This window comes from Stenotrophomonas sp. FSL W7-1447, assembly GCF_037966425.1.
GTDB classification, from domain to species: Bacteria; Pseudomonadota; Gammaproteobacteria; order Xanthomonadales; family Xanthomonadaceae; genus Stenotrophomonas; species Stenotrophomonas pavanii.
Genome location: NZ_CP150199.1, coordinates 2,780,926 through 2,795,483 on the forward strand (window position 1 = coordinate 2,780,926; position 14,558 = coordinate 2,795,483).

Sequence of the window (14,558 nt, forward strand, 5' to 3'; positions counted from 1 at the left end):
TCGACCAACGGCCCTGCGCCGTGCGGTCGCGACCGCGCGGCCCGTGTCCCGCCGGGAAACGATCACCCTGCTTGAGCACGGCGGGCCCGTCCCGCCGTGCCTCCCCCGCCAGGACGTGCGGGGGCCACGGACGATCCCGGCGGAGCCGGGCCACCGCCCAACGCAGGTGTACTGCATCCGCAGACAGGTAGAGGGAGACATTGGTCATGAACGCATCGGTCCGCAAATTCCTGAAGGAAGAAGACGGTGTCACCGCGCTCGAGTACGGGCTGCTGGCTGCCGTCATCGCTGGCGTCCTGATCGCGGTCGGCAACGACCAGATCAAGGGGTTCTTCGAAACGCTGTTCAAGAACCTCTCCGCACTGGCCACCAAGGCGTCCGGCTCGACGACCTAGGCGGCGACCGCGGGCCGCCTTGAGGCCCGCGGCCACGGGGGGCAGGGAACCAGGTGAAGACCGTCCAGTGACGGACGACGGAGTGTGCGATGACACTGCTGGGATTGTTGGCCATCGGCGTGTGCCTGCGGATCGCGATCAGTGATCTGTACGCCCGCAGGGTGCCCAATACCTGGCTGGTGGCTGCGGGCGTCATCGCTGCGCTCGCGATCATCGCCGGCCAGTTCAGCGCACCTCGCCTGCCCTGGCTGCCCCACGTCGCTGGCGCGGTGCTCGGCCTGCTGGCCCTGCTGCCGTTCTACGCCCTGCGCTGGATGGGCGCCGGCGACGTGAAGTTCTTCGCAGTGCTGGGGCTGATGCTGGGCTGGCAGGCGCTGCTGCCGGTCTGGCTGGTGGCCAGCCTCGCCGCCGGAGTGCACGCGGCGGTGGTGCTGGCGGGCCGCCGCTTGGGCGTGCTGTTGCCCGGGCACCTGCAGATGCAGGTCAGCCGCACCAGCACGCAATGGCAATCCCATCCGGCGCTGCGCGACATGCAGGCCGCCCGCCAGGGGCGACGCGGCATTCCCTATGCGGCGTATCTGGCACTGGCGGCCATCGGCTGGGTGCTGGTCCGCATCTACGGAGGTGCACCATGAACGTCCACGGCCCTCGCCTGCAACGTGGCGCCGCCAGCATCGAGTTCGCCCTGATGCTGATGCTGGGCCTGCTGCCATTGCTGCTTTTCACGTTTTCCGGCGTGATGATCATGGCGGCGCAGCAGACCCTGGCCACCGCCTCGGCCGAAGGTGCGCGTGCCTCGCTGCGCTACGGCACAGCCGGCGAACGTCGCACCGCCGCCTGCGTCGCCGCGCGCACATCGATGCAGTGGCTGCTGCAGTTTTCCAAGCAGAACGTCGACTGCAGCGCAGGCGGCAGCAATGCCATCGTGGTGTCGGCGCAGGCACCGTGCGCCGGCCTGGCCACGGCACAGTGCATGACCGTCACGGTCAGCTACGACTACGCCAGCCATCCCTTCCTGCCCGGCACCGCCACGCTGTACCGGTGGGTGATGCAGGCCCCCATCCGCAGCGTCGCGGTCGCCCAGCTCGATCTCGGCAGCGGCAATTGATGCTCGGTATTTTGGAGACGATTCCATGCTCAAGTTGACCCGCATCGCTGCCATTGCCCTGATAGGCCTGGCCGTGCTGCTGGCGCTGGTCGCCTTCATGATCGGACGCAAGCCGGCCGCACCCACCACAGTCGCGCCGGTGGCCCACAGCGAGGCGCAGGCAATCACTGTCGTGGAAGCCGTGGCACGCCTGCCCGCGGGCGAGCCGATCAGCGCCAACGGCCTGCGCCTGGCCCAGCGCACCACGCCGGTCGCCGGCGCCGCCACCAGCATCGCCGCCGTGGTCGGCAAAGTGCCGGTGCAGGACATCGCCGAAGGCAGCCCGATCAGCAGCAGCGCGTTGGCACAGGGTTTCTCGCTGCAACTGCGGCCGGGCGAGCGCGCATTGGCCGTGCCCGTGGACGAACTGGTCGGTGCCGGCAACCGCATCCTTCCTGGCGACTTCGTCGACGTCTTCCTCAACCTGCGCAACGCCCAGCCCAGCGTCAACGGCCCCGGCGAAGCCGGACAGACGCGCCTGCTGCTGTCGCGCCTGCGCGTGCTGAGCTACGGCCAGCAGGACATTGCGCCGGTCGCCACGGAGGTCTCCACCGGCAGCGACGTCGACACCCGCAACGATCCACGCGCAGCCGACATCACCGGAAGCGGCAGCAGCCACGCCAACAACACTGAGCCGGCGCAGCCCGCGCGCAGTGCGGTGCTGGCCGTGCCCGTGGCCGATGCCAATCGCCTGCTGCTGGGCGCGCAGCAAGGCAAGCTGTTCCTGGCACTGCGCAATCCCGCCGACACCGGCCAGCCCGACCTGGCGCTGTTTCCGCAGTCGCGCGGCGTGATCGATCCCCTGCGCGGGCTGGATGCGGAACAGCAGCTGGCGCTTCAGCGCCCGGAAAACCATGCCTTCGCCGGCATCGACAGCGATGCGCTGGCCGGCCGTGGCACGGCGCCGGCGCCACGCCGCAGCGCGCCGCGCGCGTCCGGCATCGAGATCATCCGCGGCGACAGCTCCGCGCCTCGCGGCTCCCTCTGACCTGCATCGAGTGCATCCATGACCGAACGCCGCTGCCGTCCACGCATCTCCCCCCGCCAGCGCTGGCTGGCCCTGCTGCTGGTGCTGCTGGCACCGGCAACGAGCGTGGCCGCCGACGATCTGGTGCTGCAGGCGCGCGAGCAGCGGCCGTGGACCCTGCCGGCCGACCTGGAACGCGTGGCCATCGCCGACCCCGGCGTGGCCGACCTCGTGATGCTGCGCGGCCAGCGCCAGGCGCTGCTGGTCGGCAAGACCCCCGGCACCACCACCCTGTTGCTGTGGCACCGCAGGCAGGCCGAGCCACAGCGGTTGACGGTAAGGGTGGAGAGCGCCGTGCAGGGCGCCGCGCGTACCGGCGGCAACGACCTGGTGTTCACCCAGCAGGACCAGCAGGGCCTGCTGCAGGGAAGCACCGACAGCGTGCTCTCGCACATGCAGGCGCAGCGCACCGCAGCGATGGCGCTGGGCAAGGATGGGGTCCTTGCCGATACATCCACCATCAGCAGCGGTGGCGTGGTCCAGGTCGAGGTCAAGGTGGTCGAGTTCAACAAGACCGCGATGAAGCAGATCGGCATCAACTTCCAGAACCGCAACGGCGGCTTCGCCTATGGCTTCGCACGGCCCGGCACCGGCCTGCCCGGCAATACCGGCCTGCTGCCCGGCATGAAGGAAGGCAACAGCAGCAACGAAGCGGCGTCGCCCATTTCCTCGGCGTTCCGGCTGGTGTTCGGCTCGACCAAGGGGCTGTGGAATGCCGATGTCGAACTGCTGCAGAGCAATGGCATGGCGCGCGTGCTGGCCGAGCCGACGCTGGTGGCACTGTCCGGCCAAAGCGCCAGTTTCCTGGCCGGTGGCGAACTGCCGATCCTCGAACCGCAGGGACTGGGCACCACCACCATCACCTACAAGCCTTTCGGCATCGGCCTGACCGTGACCCCGACCGTGCTGGCCGCGAACCGGATCGCGCTGAAGGTGGCACCGGAGGCCAGCGATCTGGACTACAGCAACGCGATCGTGCTCAACAACGTGCAGATCCCTTCGATCACCACCCGCCGCGCCGACACCACGGTCGAGCTGGGCGATGGCGAGAGCTTCGTCATCGGCGGCCTGGTCAGCTCCAACATCGTCTCCAACGTCAACAAGATTCCACTGCTGGGCGACCTGCCGATCATTGGTTCGTTCTTCCGCAACTTCGACTACAAGCGCCAGGACAAGGAACTGGTGATCATCGTCACCCCGCGCCTGGTGCAGCCGCTGGCACGCAACACCGAACTGCCGCTGCCCGGCGAGCGCGAAGCCAAGCCGCATCTTCCCGAATGGGGTTCCTGGCTGCTGGGGCCGGTCAGCCAGGACCCCGTGCCAGGCTTCTCGCGCTGACCTCCATGACGCCTGCGGAACCACGCCCATGCCCTACGCCACCGCCCAGCCGCTGCATCCGCAAGGACCGCCGATGAACCTGGTCCTGTACGGCATCGACCGCGAACTGCTGCCCCGGCTGGCCGCCAAGCTGCCGCCGACCACCACCCTGCACTGGCAGGACAGCAGTGCGCCGACCTCGGCGCAGGACCTGCAACGCGGCCCGCAGAGCCTGGTGCTGCTGGACTTCCGGCCCGAGCACGCGGCCGCCTCGAGCGTGCTGGCACAGCAGCTGCAGCAGACCCAACCGGACCTGGCGCTGGTCGCGGTCGGCGCCACCAGCGCCGGCCAGGTCGAAGGCGTGGTGATTGCCCTGCGCGCCGGCCTGCGCGATGTGCTGGACCTGGACAGCGACAACGCCGGCATCGAGGCCGCCCTGCGCCGTGCGCTGTCACCACGCCCGGCCGCGGTTGCGCAGAACGCGCACAAGGCGCGCCTGATCGTGCTGCTGGGCGTGCGCGCCGGCGTCGGCACCAGTACCCTGGCCGCGCATCTTTCGGTGTTGGCGCAGCATACGCGGGCCCTGGCCCAGGGCGATGCAGTGCAGCAGGACGGCCTGCTGATGGAACTGGCACAGCCGTCCGGTGACCTTGCGCTGTACCTCAATCTCGACAGCCGCTTCCACTATGAGGATGCGCTCCGCAACGCCAGCCGCATCGACGCCACCCTCGCCCGCACCGCGATGGCGCGCCATGACTCCGGGCTGGTGCTGCTGGACCGTGCCGGCGGCAGTGACGCCGTGCCGCCGTCCGACCCTGGCGCGCTGCTGCAGCGCCTGCGCGGGGTGTTCGCCAGCGTGCTGTGTGATGCCGGCGGCTGCCCGCTGCGGCAGCTGCCGCCGCTGTTGCTGGACCAGGCAGACGAGATCTGGCTGGTCACCGATGCGTCGATCGCCACGCTGGTCTCGCTGGACCAAGCGCTGAAGCACCTGGCCGGCCAGCGCGAGCGCGAGAAGCGCCTGCAGCTGGTGATCAACCGCCACGACGACAGCAGCGGCATGAGCCCGGAGCAGATCGCACGCCGCTTCGAAGTGCCGTTGCTGGCGACACTGCCTGAACGACCGCGTGTGCGCCTGGCTGCCAGCCAGGGCCACCTGCTGCTGCAGGATGCGCCGCGCGATCCCTACCTGCGTGCCCTCGCCCCGCTCGTGCCACGGCTGGATCCGGCTGCCTGCCCGGTCCAGCCGCATGGCCTGCGGGAAAGACTCTCCCTTGCCCTGGGTGGATCGCAATGGAAGACAAGGTAACTCCTTTCCCGCATGCCGTTGCCCGCCCGGTGCTGCCCGAGAGTCCGCCGGGCCACCTGCCGTTCGCGCAGACCGAGCAGTACCAGAAAGTGCTGTCGGCCGCGCACGAGCATCTGCTCAACAGCATCGAGGACGAGCGCATCGACATCGATTCCTGGGCCCCCGACACCATCGCCCGCTGGGTGCAGGTGCAGACCGTGGGCTTCATCCAGGAATGGCGCATCCCGATCAACGAGGAAGAAATGCAGGTGGTCGCCGAGGGGCTGGTCAAGGAGCTGACCGGTTTCGGCCCGCTGGACGACCTGCTGCATGATCCCTCCATCGAGGACATCCTGATCAACGGCTTCAAGGATGTGCACGTTTCACAGGGGGGGCAGCTCAAGCGCGCCACCCAGCGCTTCACCGATGACACCCACCTGCTGCGCATCCTGCGCCGCATCCTTGCCCCGCTGGGCCGCCGGCTGGATGATTCCAACCCGATGGTCGACGCGCGCCTGCCCAACGGCGGCCGCCTCAACGCGATCATCTCGCCGCTGGCGGTGGATGGCCCGATGGTGTCCATCCGCAAGTTCCGCAAGGACCCGTTCACCCCCGACGAACTGCTCGCCAAGGGCACCTTCGACGCGCCGATGCAGGCCCTGCTGAAGGCGATGGTGCTGGGCCGCTGCAACATCCTGGTCTCCGGCGGCACCAGTTCGGGCAAGACCTCGCTGCTCAATGCCCTGGCCAGCTACGTACCACCCAGCGAGCGCGTCATCACCGTGGAGGACACGGCCGAGCTTTCGCTGAACCACCCGCACGTGGTGCGCCTGGAAAGCCGCATCGGCGGCGCCGAGGGCCAGGGCGCGGACAGCATCCGCGATCTGGTGCGCAACAGCCTGCGCATGCGCCCTGACCGCATCGTGGTCGGCGAAGTGCGTGGCGCCGAAGTGCTGGAAATGCTGCAGGCGATGAACACCGGCCATGACGGATCGATGGCCACCATCCACGCCAACACGCCGCGCGACTGCCTGTACCGCATCGAGATGCTGGCCGGCTTTGCCGGCTTCCAGGGCAGCGAGGACAGCCTGCGCCGGCAGATTGCCAGCGCCATCGATTTCATCGTGCAGATCTCGCGGCTGGGCAGCGGGCGCCGGGTACTGGTCTCGATCACCGAGATCACCGGGGTCAGCGACAACCTGATCACCACCCAGGAAATGTTCCGCCACGAAGTGCAGATCGACGCCGCCGGCCGCGAGACCGACCGCTGGATCGGCCTGGGCTTCCATCCGCATTCGCACAAGCTGGAGCCGTTCCGCCAGCAACTGCGTGAATCGCTCTACGGGGACTTCTGAGAATGGGCACCGGCCTGCTGCTGGGCGTGTTGAGCATCATCTCGGTGCTGCTGGCGCTGGCGGTCTGGCTGTGGGGCGCTGCCAGCAGCCGCGAGCAGCGCCAGGCCTCGCTGCGGCATGCCGAACAGCAGCTGGCGCGCGGCAGCGCGACCGGCGCGGTCCCGGCCGGCCCTTCCGTTGCCGCGGCCAACGACCCGGCCCGTCCGGCCAGCAGCGGCAACCGGGTGCTGCCCTGGGACGGCGTGCTGCAGCGCGCTGGGCTGCAGCCGGGCTGGAAGCTGCCCCTGACGCTGCTGGTGCCGGGACTGGCGCTTGCGATCATTGCGGCGATGCGCCTGGGCACGGCCTGGATGTTCCCGCTGACCCTGCTGCTGTACCTGCTGGGCTGCTGGTTGTGGGTGATGCGCCGGATCACCAGACTGCGCGCGCAGCTGCTGCACCAGATGCCGGACTTCCTCGACAACCTGGTCCGCCTGACCGCGCTGGGCAACAGCCTGCAGGCGGCGTTCCAGGTGTCCTCGATGCAGACCAGCGCGCCGCTGCGCAGCCTGCTGGACACCACGGTGCGCTACGCACGCAGCGGCATGGACCTGGACCGTGCATTGAGCCTGGCCGCACAGCCCTATCGCATGGACGTGCTGAAAGTGCTGGCGGTGGTGATCGGAGTGAGTGTGCGCATCGGCGGCCGGGCCGACCAGATCCTGCAGCGCATGGGTGATTTCATGCGCGACCTGGAACAGGCCCAGCAGGAACTGGCAGCCACCACCTCGGAAACGCGCATGTCGGCCTGGGTGCTGGGCCTGCTGCCACCGGCCAGTGCCGTGCTGATGGCGATCTCCAGCCCCGCATTCTTCCAGCCGGTGCTGCACGACCCGCTGGGGCACCGGATCCTGCTGATCGCGCTCGGACTGGAGCTGCTCGGGGCGTTCCTGCTGTATCGCCTGGCCAAATCGCTATGACCGCCCGCAGCCACCCCGGAGGTGCCCGATGAGTGCCAGCGCCTGGTTTGCCCTGTCGCTGCTGGTGCTGGCGGCCGGTGTAGGCCTGCTCGGCATTGCCGGCTGGGTGCGCAGCCATCGCGAGCATCGCACCTCGGCCACATTGAAGACCGCCCTGCAGCCGCGCGACGACGCGCGCGACACCGAAGCCACGCGCCGCGACTCGCTGGGCTGGATCGAGCGCTTCGGCCGCTCGCTCAGTGGCGGCCGCCTGGAGGCGGCGCTGCTGGCCAACGAGGACAAGCTGCTGCTGGACCTGGCCGGCTGGAACACGCGCCGTGGCACCGCCATCTATCTCGGCCTGCGCCTGCTGCTTGCGCTGCTGGTGCTGGCCCTGGCACTGGCGTTCAGCAGCGCGCACGGACTGGCCCGGGTAATGGTGGTGATCGGGGCGCTGGCGGCCGGGCTGCTGCTGCCCAAGTTCGTGCTGTCGTCGTGGGTCAAGCGCCGCCGCCGCGCAGTCGAGAACGAGCTGCCCCTGCTGATCGACCTGCTGCGCCTGCTGCAGGGCGTGGGCTTCAGCATGGACCAGAGCCTGCAGACGCTGGGCGACAAGCTGCGCGATGCGCTGCCGGTGCTGGGCGGCGAACTGCAGGAGGCCAATGTGGCCTATACCCACGGCCGTACCCGCGCACAGTCACTGCGGCGGTTGAGCGAGGTCTACGCCGATGACGATCTGGCCAGCCTGATGCAGCTGATCCTGCAGGTGCATGCGCATGGCGGCGCGGTGCAGGAACCGCTGCGCCAGTTCAGCCTCCGCCTGCGCGAACAGCGCCGCAACGCGTTGAAGGAGAAGGTCGGCAAGCTGTCGGTGAAGATGACCGTGGTGATGATGCTGACCCTGTTGCCGGCGTTGATGCTGGTGCTTGCCGGTCCAGCGCTGGTCGCGCTGGCCACCACCCTGTCCAAGATGGGATCGCCCTGATGCCTGCCCTGCGCACCACCGCCCTGTTGCTTGCCATCGCCCTCGCCGCCCTGGCCAGCGGCTGCGCCTCGACCACCCCGAAGTACGTGCGGGCGCCCAGCCTTGCGCCACCGGAGCCGGACCCGCAGGACAGCCGCAATGCGTATCTGGAACTGATCGAGCGCATGCAGCAGCAGGGCGCCTGGTACGCCTCGCTGGCCCATGTGGAGGCATTCCGCCAACGCTACGGCGATCGCCCGGCCCTGCGCCTGCTGCAGGCCGACGCGCTGCGCGAGACCGGCCAGTCCGACGCCGCAGCCGCGCTGTACCGCGAGCTGTCCAGCGGACCGCAGGCAGCCGCCGCCGCGCATGGGCTGGGCCTGATCGCCGCACGCCGCGATGACGACGGCGGCGCCGAACGGGACTTGGCGCGCGCGACCGAGTTGCAGCCCTTGAACACCGACTACCTGGGTGACCTGGGCTATGCACGGCTGCGTGCCGGCCAGTTCGACCAGGCCCGCGAGCCGCTGGCCAAGGCGCTGGAACTCTCGCCCGGTAACGCCAAGGCCACTGCCAACCTCGCGCTCTGGGCGGTACTGCGTGGCGACGCCGCCACCGCAGAGCGCTTGTCGGTGCAGGCCAACCTCACCGAAGAAACGCGGCGTAGCATCCAGCAGCAGGCCCAGCAGATCCGCACACGCCTGCAGCAGCGCCAGGCCGCTGCCAGCGTCAACGCCCACGGGGCGGCGCGCACTGCCAGCGAAGGCAGCGGACGCGCGCCCGCCAGCACGCGGCTGGCGGCAGAACCGCAACGCGACCCACCTGACCCGCGCAATCCGCAGCGGCTGCCAGCGTCGATGCTGGAACGCTTCAGCACCACCGACCACCCGACCGGAAGCACCCCATGACCGCGATGCGCCCGTTCCGACGCCTGTTGCCTGTGCTGTCCTGCGTGCTTGTTGCCGGTGCCGTGCAGGCACAGCAGCCGCCCTTGACCGGACAGACGCTCGGTGGCCCATCGCCGTCGGCAGCGGCCACCGCGCCGATGCAGGCCGAGCCGCTGCCCACCGTGGAGCTGCCCGCGCCGGCCGGCAGGAGGGTGGCGCCACCGGCAACCGTCGCAACCGACGTCGCCCCCCTGCCGCCGGCGCCGCGCACGCGCCTGCAGAGCGGCGAGGCCACCCGCAACCTGTTCCGCCTGCAGGCATCCGGGCAGCACGCTGGCCAGCGCCTGCCGATCCTGGGTGACCAGGCCACGTTGAGCTATGCGCGGTACCTGAAGAGTTTTGAGCACGAGATCCCGGACTTCTTTGAGACCGATGTTGCCCGGTCCAAGGACGCCGCTTCCTCCGGACGCTGAGGTCGGTCATGAGACGCGCACGCCAGTTCAGCTTCAGCCGCCCGCGCGGCGGCATGTCGGTCACGATGATGCTGGTCATGCTGGCGCTGCTGGCCATGCTGGGCCTGGTCGAGATCGGCTACCTGTTCTGGGCCAAGCGTGATGCGCAGAAGGTGGCCGACCTAGCGGCGCTGGCCGGCGCACAGCGGCTGGAGCTGTGCACCGCGGACAACAGCGACAACAGCGCGGCCCGGCAGAACGCACTGGCCCAGAACAGGTTCGCCGGCACCCTGCAGATCCGCTGCGGCAACTGGAGCGCCAGCCGGAGCACCGGCAACCGCTTCGTTGCCAGCGTCGATGCCAGCAACCCGCGCAATGCGGTCCAGGTGATCGCCGAGCGCAGCGTGCTGCCGTTCTTCGGCCAGAATGCCAGCCTGCCCACCGTAAGCGTGCAGGCGGTGGCTCGCCGCGCCGAGCCCACGGCGGTGTTCGCGGTCGGTTCGCAGCTGCTGCGCACCAATGGCGATTCGGTGCTGCTGTCCACCCTGCGCCTGGTCGGCCTGGACGTCACCAATGCCACCGTGCTGTCCTATGACGGCCTGGCGCAGGCCAACGTCACCCCTTCGGGCCTGTTGAAGGCCCTCAACATCCCGGTGAGCGCCAACCTCAGCGTGGCTGACTTCAACCGCCTGCTGTCGGTCAACAAGGTTTCGCTGGCGCAGCTGGTCGATGCCACCGCCACGGTGGTCGGCCGCGACTCCACGGTGGGCGCGCAGCTGCGCGCCCTGTCCGACCTGGTCGCCACCCAGCTGGACATCAACAAGCTCAACATCGTGCTTGGCAGCCAGTCCGGCGGCGGTGGCCTGTTCGCCGAGGTCGTCTCGCCTGACGGCACCGTCGGCAGCGCACTGGAATCACAGATCAACGTGCTCAACCTGATCAACACCGCGATCTCCATCGCCAACGACGGCAACGGCGTGGCAGTCAAGGGACTGGACCTGCTGGGCATCAAGATCCAGGCCGGCGTGGTCGAACCGCCGTCGATCGCCATCGGCGGCGTCGGCAGCCGTGCCTACAACGCGCAGGTCCGGCTGCTGGCGGACGTGGACAGCAACAACCTGTTCGCGCTGGGGCCGCTGCTGAATCTGCTCGGCACCCGCCTGCATCTGCCGCTGCACGTCGATATCGCCAACGGCATGGGCACGCTGACCGGCATCCAGTGCGGCGCAAGTCCCCCCAGGGCGACGATCCAGGTGGACGCGTCGGTACTGCGCGCCTGCGTCGGCAATGTCGACCCTGCGCAGCGCTTTTCCAAGGCCAATGTCTGCGACGCCACCCTGCAGAACGAACAGTTGCTGAAGCTGCTGGGCCAGCCATTGATCAACGACAGGATCACCCTGCCCGCCCTGACCAGTTCGCAGAACCTGACCCTGGCCGCTGGCGAAACCGGATCCACCCGGATCAATCCGCTCGCGGTCGGTGACGCGGTCTCCGGCCTGGTCAATGAACTGCTGCGCGTGCTGTCGGGCATGCTCAGCTCGCCCAAGCAGGGCATGAGCGCCAATGACACCGCCAAGGCGCTGGCCGACCGCTACCTGCAAGCGGCGTTCCCGCCCAACACCCGCTACGACGTCGACAAACTGATTCCCCTGCTGCGCGATGGCGATCCCAGCAAGCAGCTGGCGCCGCTCAACAGCTGGACCGTGCCGGGGGGACTGCCGTATGCGTGCGGGCTGCTGAACCTGACCACCTGCCACAAGGACGGCCCGGTCTGGGATGCGCTGAAGGTGACGGTGACCGGCCAGGGCCTCGGCGTCCTCGACGGGCTGCTGGGCTCGCTGGTCGGCGGCCTGCTGATCAACCGCTGCGACAGCCTGCTCGGCAACCTGATCGACTACAACGGCTGCGTGCGCAACAACCTGGCGTCGTACATCCAGACCGCACCGGCCGGCTTCCTCGATGGCGCCGGCGGCAGTGGCGTCGCCAACCCCGACGGCAGTGTCAGTTGCAGCGGGCTGCTGTGCACGCTGCTGAAGCCGATCCTGGCCGCACTGCGGCCGGTGCTCAACAGCGTCGGCACCCTGCTGACCAACCTGCTGGCCAGCGTGCTTGGCCTGGAACTGGGCCGGACCGACGTCAACGTGCAGTCGATCCAGTGCAGCGCCGCACAGCTGGTCTACTGAAATCGAGCCGTGACGGGCGCCCTTGGCGGCGCCCGCGCCCATGCTAGACTCCCGGCGGGGAACCACCTTCAACTCAACCCACACTCATCCGTGGATGGTCTAGACATGCGAGAAACTTCAGGGGGCGCGGTCTTCGCCCGGTCCGCGCGCAGCGCGGCAGTGCTGGCCGTGGCGATGATGCTGGTGGCACCGGCGGCGATGGCGGCCCGTGGCGACCGTGAGGCGGCCGCCGAACCGGCGCGCAGCGCGCCGGTGGTGCGCAACACCGTGGACGAGCTCAAGCAGTTGATGGATTCGCGCCAGCTGACCGAGCTGCGCACCACCTACAACGGCAACTACGGCGCCAGCCTGCTGTTCAATGCCAACACCCTGACCTACTACGTCGCCCTGTTCCAGGAGAAGAACTTCTGGCGCGTGATCAAGACCGACGCGGTGGACAACGCCGAGCGTGTCTATCGCACCTTCGCGCAGCAGTCCGAACAGCTGGCCCAGGTCTACATCGACACCACCCGCCTTGAAGCGGGCAAGCGCTACACCGAGCGCCTGGTGGCGTACAACGAGGAACGCCTGCGCACCCTGCAGCAGGAAATGGAACAGCAGCAGGCGCAGTCGGCACAGGTCAGTGCCGCCCTGCAGCAGGCCCAGCAGCAGGCGGTCAGCCTCAGCACCGACGTGCAGAGCACCAACAGCCAGCTGGACGCCCTGCAGCGCCGCATCCAGATCCTGCAGGCCGAACAGGGCAACCCGGAGCTGAGCCTGCCCAAGCCGGACAGCCTGCCCGCACCGGCCGCGGCCAGCGACGGTCGCTGAGACCTGCGCTCACGGCATTGCACACGACGGCGCCCCAGGGCGCCGTTGTTGTTTCCGGCATGTTCGCGCCGCCGCCTCATCGGCAGGCGTCATGCACCGCGTCGTCCCATTGCCGGCGCTGCACGAAGTCGGTGCGTCGGCGCTTGAGCAGCGCCTGCTCGCGGTGGCGCCGCGCGCGCTGGCAGGCCACCGCGTCCGAACTGATCGTGATCAACGCGCCCCGGGCCCGTGTCGCACGCCGCGGCCGGGCGGACGCCTTCGGTGCCGGAACCACGGGAGCCGCAGCGCCGCGGGACAGTGACTGCTCTGCCGGCACGTCCCAGCGCCACGCCGCACGCCCCTGGCAGGGCGTCTGCTGGTAGACCGGATGCGGTCCGTCCACGCATTTGTAGACAAGGGTCTGGGCCGGTGCCGCCATGGGCAGCAGCAGGCACAGCATCAGCGACCATCGCATGGCAGGCATCCTGCGTTCCTGTGACGGGTTGCGCTCATCCTCGGCACGTGGCACCGGTCCCGCCAGAGCGATACGCGTCACATCCGCTGCAATCCGCCACAGCGGTGCAAGTCCCTCGCCCGCGTCTGCGCTGTACTGCCGGAGGCACCGGCAGCCCGCCGATGCCTTCCCTCCCTTCCGCCAAGGAACCTTCAATGAGCAACTTCGTCACCGTCGCCGACGGCGCCCGCATCTTCTACAAGGATTGGGGTACCGGCCAGCCGATCGTGTTCGCCCACGGCTGGCCGCTGTCTGCCGATGCCTGGGACCCGCAGATGCTGTTCATGGGCCAGAACGGCTTCCGCGTGATCGCCCACGACCGTCGCAGCCACGGTCGCTCCAGCCAGACCTGGGATGGCAACAACATGGACACCTACGCCGACGACCTGGCGGCGGTGATCGAGGCGCTGGACCTGAAGGACGCGATCCTGGTCGGCCATTCCACCGGTGGCGGTGAAGTGGCCCATTACATCGGCCGCCACGGCAGCAAGCGCGTGGCCAAGGTGGTCCTGGTCGGCGCGGTGCCGCCGCTGATGCTGAAGACCGATGCCAACCCGGCCGGCACGCCGCTGGACGTCTTCGACGGCATCCGCAAGGGCACCGGCGGCGACCGCTCGCAGTTCTTCAAGGACCTGACCACCCCGTTCTTCGGCGCCAACCGTGATGGCAACAACGTCACCCAGGGCATGCGTGATGCGTTCTGGCTGCAGGGCATGCTCGGTGGCGTCAAGGGCCAGTACGACTGCGTGCACGAATTCTCGGAAGTCGATTACACCGAAGACCTGAAGAAAATCGACGTGCCGGCACTGGTGGTGCACGGCGATGACGACCAGATCGTGCCGTTCGACGCCTCGGCCAAGCTGTCCTCGCAGATCATCAGGGATGCCGAGCTGAAGGTGTATGCCGGTGCCCCGCACGGCCTGACCATCACCCACGCCGAGCAGTTCAACGCTGACCTGTTGGCGTTCGCACGCAAGTGATGTCCCGCGACGGCGCCCCAGGGCGCCGCCGCTCCTTGGGTAGTGCCGCTGGCGCTGGTACAACCCGATCATCCGTCGTAATCACGCACAGTAGGCCAGCGGTAGGCTCTACCCGTGGCGGGTCAGATGATCGACGTCTGCCGGCGCTGGTCGTGCATGGCGATGACGACCAGATCGTGCCGTTCGACGCCTCGGCCAAGCTGTCCTCGCAGATCATCAGGGATGCCGAGCTGAAGGTGTATGCCGGTGCCCCGCACGGCCTGACCATCACCCACGCCGAGCAGTTCAACGCTGACCTGTTGGCGTTCGCACGCAAGTGATGTCC

At 68.8% G+C, this 14,558-nt stretch carries 15 protein-coding genes and 1 pseudogene; 15 read left to right on the forward strand and 1 reads right to left on the reverse strand.

Annotation, left to right across the window (positions count from 1 at the left end; translation table 11 throughout):
- Positions 1-206 precede the first annotated feature (206 nt).
- The 13 genes from NSQ78_RS13100 to NSQ78_RS13160 all read left to right on the forward strand — a co-directional run bounded on the left by NSQ78_RS13100 (position 207) and on the right by NSQ78_RS13160 (position 12,760).
- On the forward strand, positions 207-395 hold the full coding sequence (locus NSQ78_RS13100) for a Flp family type IVb pilin (RefSeq protein WP_049467634.1): 189 nt from the start codon (positions 207-209) through the stop codon (positions 393-395).
- A gap of 89 nt (positions 396-484) precedes the next feature.
- Positions 485-1,030, forward strand: coding sequence for a prepilin peptidase (locus NSQ78_RS13105; protein WP_064238729.1), 546 nt, complete (start codon positions 485-487; stop codon positions 1,028-1,030).
- A complete protein-coding gene (locus NSQ78_RS13110; protein ID WP_049467638.1) occupies positions 1,027-1,503 on the forward strand; it encodes a TadE/TadG family type IV pilus assembly protein in 477 nt (158 codons plus the stop codon). Before NSQ78_RS13105 ends, NSQ78_RS13110 begins: the two co-directional genes overlap by 4 nt.
- A gap of 25 nt (positions 1,504-1,528) precedes the next feature.
- Positions 1,529-2,530 (forward strand): Flp pilus assembly protein CpaB, encoded by a 1,002-nt coding sequence (cpaB, locus tag NSQ78_RS13115; RefSeq protein WP_308306443.1) that lies wholly within the window; start codon positions 1,529-1,531, stop codon positions 2,528-2,530.
- A gap of 18 nt (positions 2,531-2,548) precedes the next feature.
- Entirely contained in the window at positions 2,549-3,907 is a 1,359-nt protein-coding gene (locus tag NSQ78_RS13120; protein WP_053506728.1) for a type II and III secretion system protein family protein, read from the forward strand.
- Between the two features lie 28 nt (positions 3,908-3,935).
- Positions 3,936-5,192: a fimbrial protein gene (locus NSQ78_RS13125; protein ID WP_064238731.1), complete on the forward strand. Its 1,257-nt coding sequence runs from the start codon at positions 3,936-3,938 to the stop codon at positions 5,190-5,192.
- The gene (locus NSQ78_RS13130; RefSeq protein WP_339206368.1) at positions 5,177-6,526 is read left to right on the forward strand and encodes a CpaF family protein; all 1,350 of its coding nucleotides are present in this window, start codon (positions 5,177-5,179) and stop codon (positions 6,524-6,526) included. Before NSQ78_RS13125 ends, NSQ78_RS13130 begins: the two co-directional genes overlap by 16 nt.
- A gap of 2 nt (positions 6,527-6,528) precedes the next feature.
- Positions 6,529-7,485: a type II secretion system F family protein gene (locus tag NSQ78_RS13135; protein WP_064238732.1), complete on the forward strand. Its 957-nt coding sequence runs from the start codon at positions 6,529-6,531 to the stop codon at positions 7,483-7,485.
- Between the two features lie 28 nt (positions 7,486-7,513).
- Entirely contained in the window at positions 7,514-8,449 is a 936-nt protein-coding gene (locus tag NSQ78_RS13140) for a type II secretion system F family protein (protein WP_057493760.1), read from the forward strand.
- Complete coding sequence (locus NSQ78_RS13145; protein WP_064238733.1) at positions 8,449-9,336, forward strand: Flp pilus assembly protein TadD; 888 nt, start codon at positions 8,449-8,451, stop codon at positions 9,334-9,336. The genes NSQ78_RS13140 and NSQ78_RS13145 overlap by 1 nt, the downstream gene beginning before the upstream one ends.
- Complete coding sequence (locus NSQ78_RS13150; protein WP_149901796.1) at positions 9,333-9,788, forward strand: DUF3613 domain-containing protein; 456 nt, start codon at positions 9,333-9,335, stop codon at positions 9,786-9,788. Before NSQ78_RS13145 ends, NSQ78_RS13150 begins: the two co-directional genes overlap by 4 nt.
- Before the next feature lie 8 nt (positions 9,789-9,796).
- A complete protein-coding gene (locus NSQ78_RS13155) occupies positions 9,797-11,950 on the forward strand; it encodes a TadG family pilus assembly protein (RefSeq protein WP_057493757.1) in 2,154 nt (717 codons plus the stop codon).
- Between the two features lie 105 nt (positions 11,951-12,055).
- On the forward strand, positions 12,056-12,760 hold the full coding sequence (locus NSQ78_RS13160) for a DUF2968 domain-containing protein (RefSeq protein ID WP_049470692.1): 705 nt from the start codon (positions 12,056-12,058) through the stop codon (positions 12,758-12,760).
- Between the two features lie 76 nt (positions 12,761-12,836).
- On the opposite strand, the gene NSQ78_RS13165 is transcribed toward NSQ78_RS13160, so the two are convergent.
- Positions 12,837-13,223 (reverse strand): hypothetical protein, encoded by a 387-nt coding sequence (locus NSQ78_RS13165; protein WP_064238735.1) that lies wholly within the window; start codon positions 13,221-13,223, stop codon positions 12,837-12,839.
- A gap of 185 nt (positions 13,224-13,408) precedes the next feature.
- Between NSQ78_RS13165 and NSQ78_RS13170 the strand changes: the two genes are divergently transcribed.
- Entirely contained in the window at positions 13,409-14,233 is an 825-nt protein-coding gene (locus NSQ78_RS13170; RefSeq protein WP_057493755.1) for an alpha/beta hydrolase, read from the forward strand.
- Positions 14,234-14,370: 137 nt separating this feature from the next.
- A pseudogene (locus NSQ78_RS13175) lies at positions 14,371-14,553 on the forward strand (alpha/beta hydrolase); the annotation flags it as partial.
- Between the last annotated feature and the right edge of the window lie 5 nt (positions 14,554-14,558).

What these genes read in the sequence shown, in the direction of transcription:
- NSQ78_RS13120 (WP_053506728.1), top strand. Translation starts at nt 2,549, where the DNA reads ATGACCGAACGCCGCTGCCGTCCACGCATCTCCCCCCGCCAGCGCTGG.
- NSQ78_RS13165 (WP_064238735.1), bottom strand. Translation starts at nt 13,223, where the DNA reads ATGCCTGCCATGCGATGGTCGCTGATGCTGTGCCTGCTGCTGCCCATG.
- NSQ78_RS13100 (WP_049467634.1), top strand. Translation starts at nt 207, where the DNA reads ATGAACGCATCGGTCCGCAAATTCCTGAAGGAAGAAGACGGTGTCACC.
- NSQ78_RS13170 (WP_057493755.1), top strand. Translation starts at nt 13,409, where the DNA reads ATGAGCAACTTCGTCACCGTCGCCGACGGCGCCCGCATCTTCTACAAG.
- NSQ78_RS13105 (WP_064238729.1), top strand. Translation starts at nt 485, where the DNA reads ATGACACTGCTGGGATTGTTGGCCATCGGCGTGTGCCTGCGGATCGCG.
- NSQ78_RS13160 (WP_049470692.1), top strand. Translation starts at nt 12,056, where the DNA reads ATGCGAGAAACTTCAGGGGGCGCGGTCTTCGCCCGGTCCGCGCGCAGC.
- NSQ78_RS13145 (WP_064238733.1), top strand. Translation starts at nt 8,449, where the DNA reads ATGCCTGCCCTGCGCACCACCGCCCTGTTGCTTGCCATCGCCCTCGCC.
- NSQ78_RS13125 (WP_064238731.1), top strand. Translation starts at nt 3,936, where the DNA reads ATGCCCTACGCCACCGCCCAGCCGCTGCATCCGCAAGGACCGCCGATG.
- NSQ78_RS13150 (WP_149901796.1), top strand. Translation starts at nt 9,333, where the DNA reads ATGACCGCGATGCGCCCGTTCCGACGCCTGTTGCCTGTGCTGTCCTGC.
- cpaB (WP_308306443.1), top strand. Translation starts at nt 1,529, where the DNA reads ATGCTCAAGTTGACCCGCATCGCTGCCATTGCCCTGATAGGCCTGGCC.
- NSQ78_RS13135 (WP_064238732.1), top strand. Translation starts at nt 6,529, where the DNA reads ATGGGCACCGGCCTGCTGCTGGGCGTGTTGAGCATCATCTCGGTGCTG.
- NSQ78_RS13110 (WP_049467638.1), top strand. Translation starts at nt 1,027, where the DNA reads ATGAACGTCCACGGCCCTCGCCTGCAACGTGGCGCCGCCAGCATCGAG.
- NSQ78_RS13155 (WP_057493757.1), top strand. Translation starts at nt 9,797, where the DNA reads ATGAGACGCGCACGCCAGTTCAGCTTCAGCCGCCCGCGCGGCGGCATG.
- NSQ78_RS13140 (WP_057493760.1), top strand. Translation starts at nt 7,514, where the DNA reads ATGAGTGCCAGCGCCTGGTTTGCCCTGTCGCTGCTGGTGCTGGCGGCC.
- NSQ78_RS13130 (WP_339206368.1), top strand. Translation starts at nt 5,177, where the DNA reads ATGGAAGACAAGGTAACTCCTTTCCCGCATGCCGTTGCCCGCCCGGTG.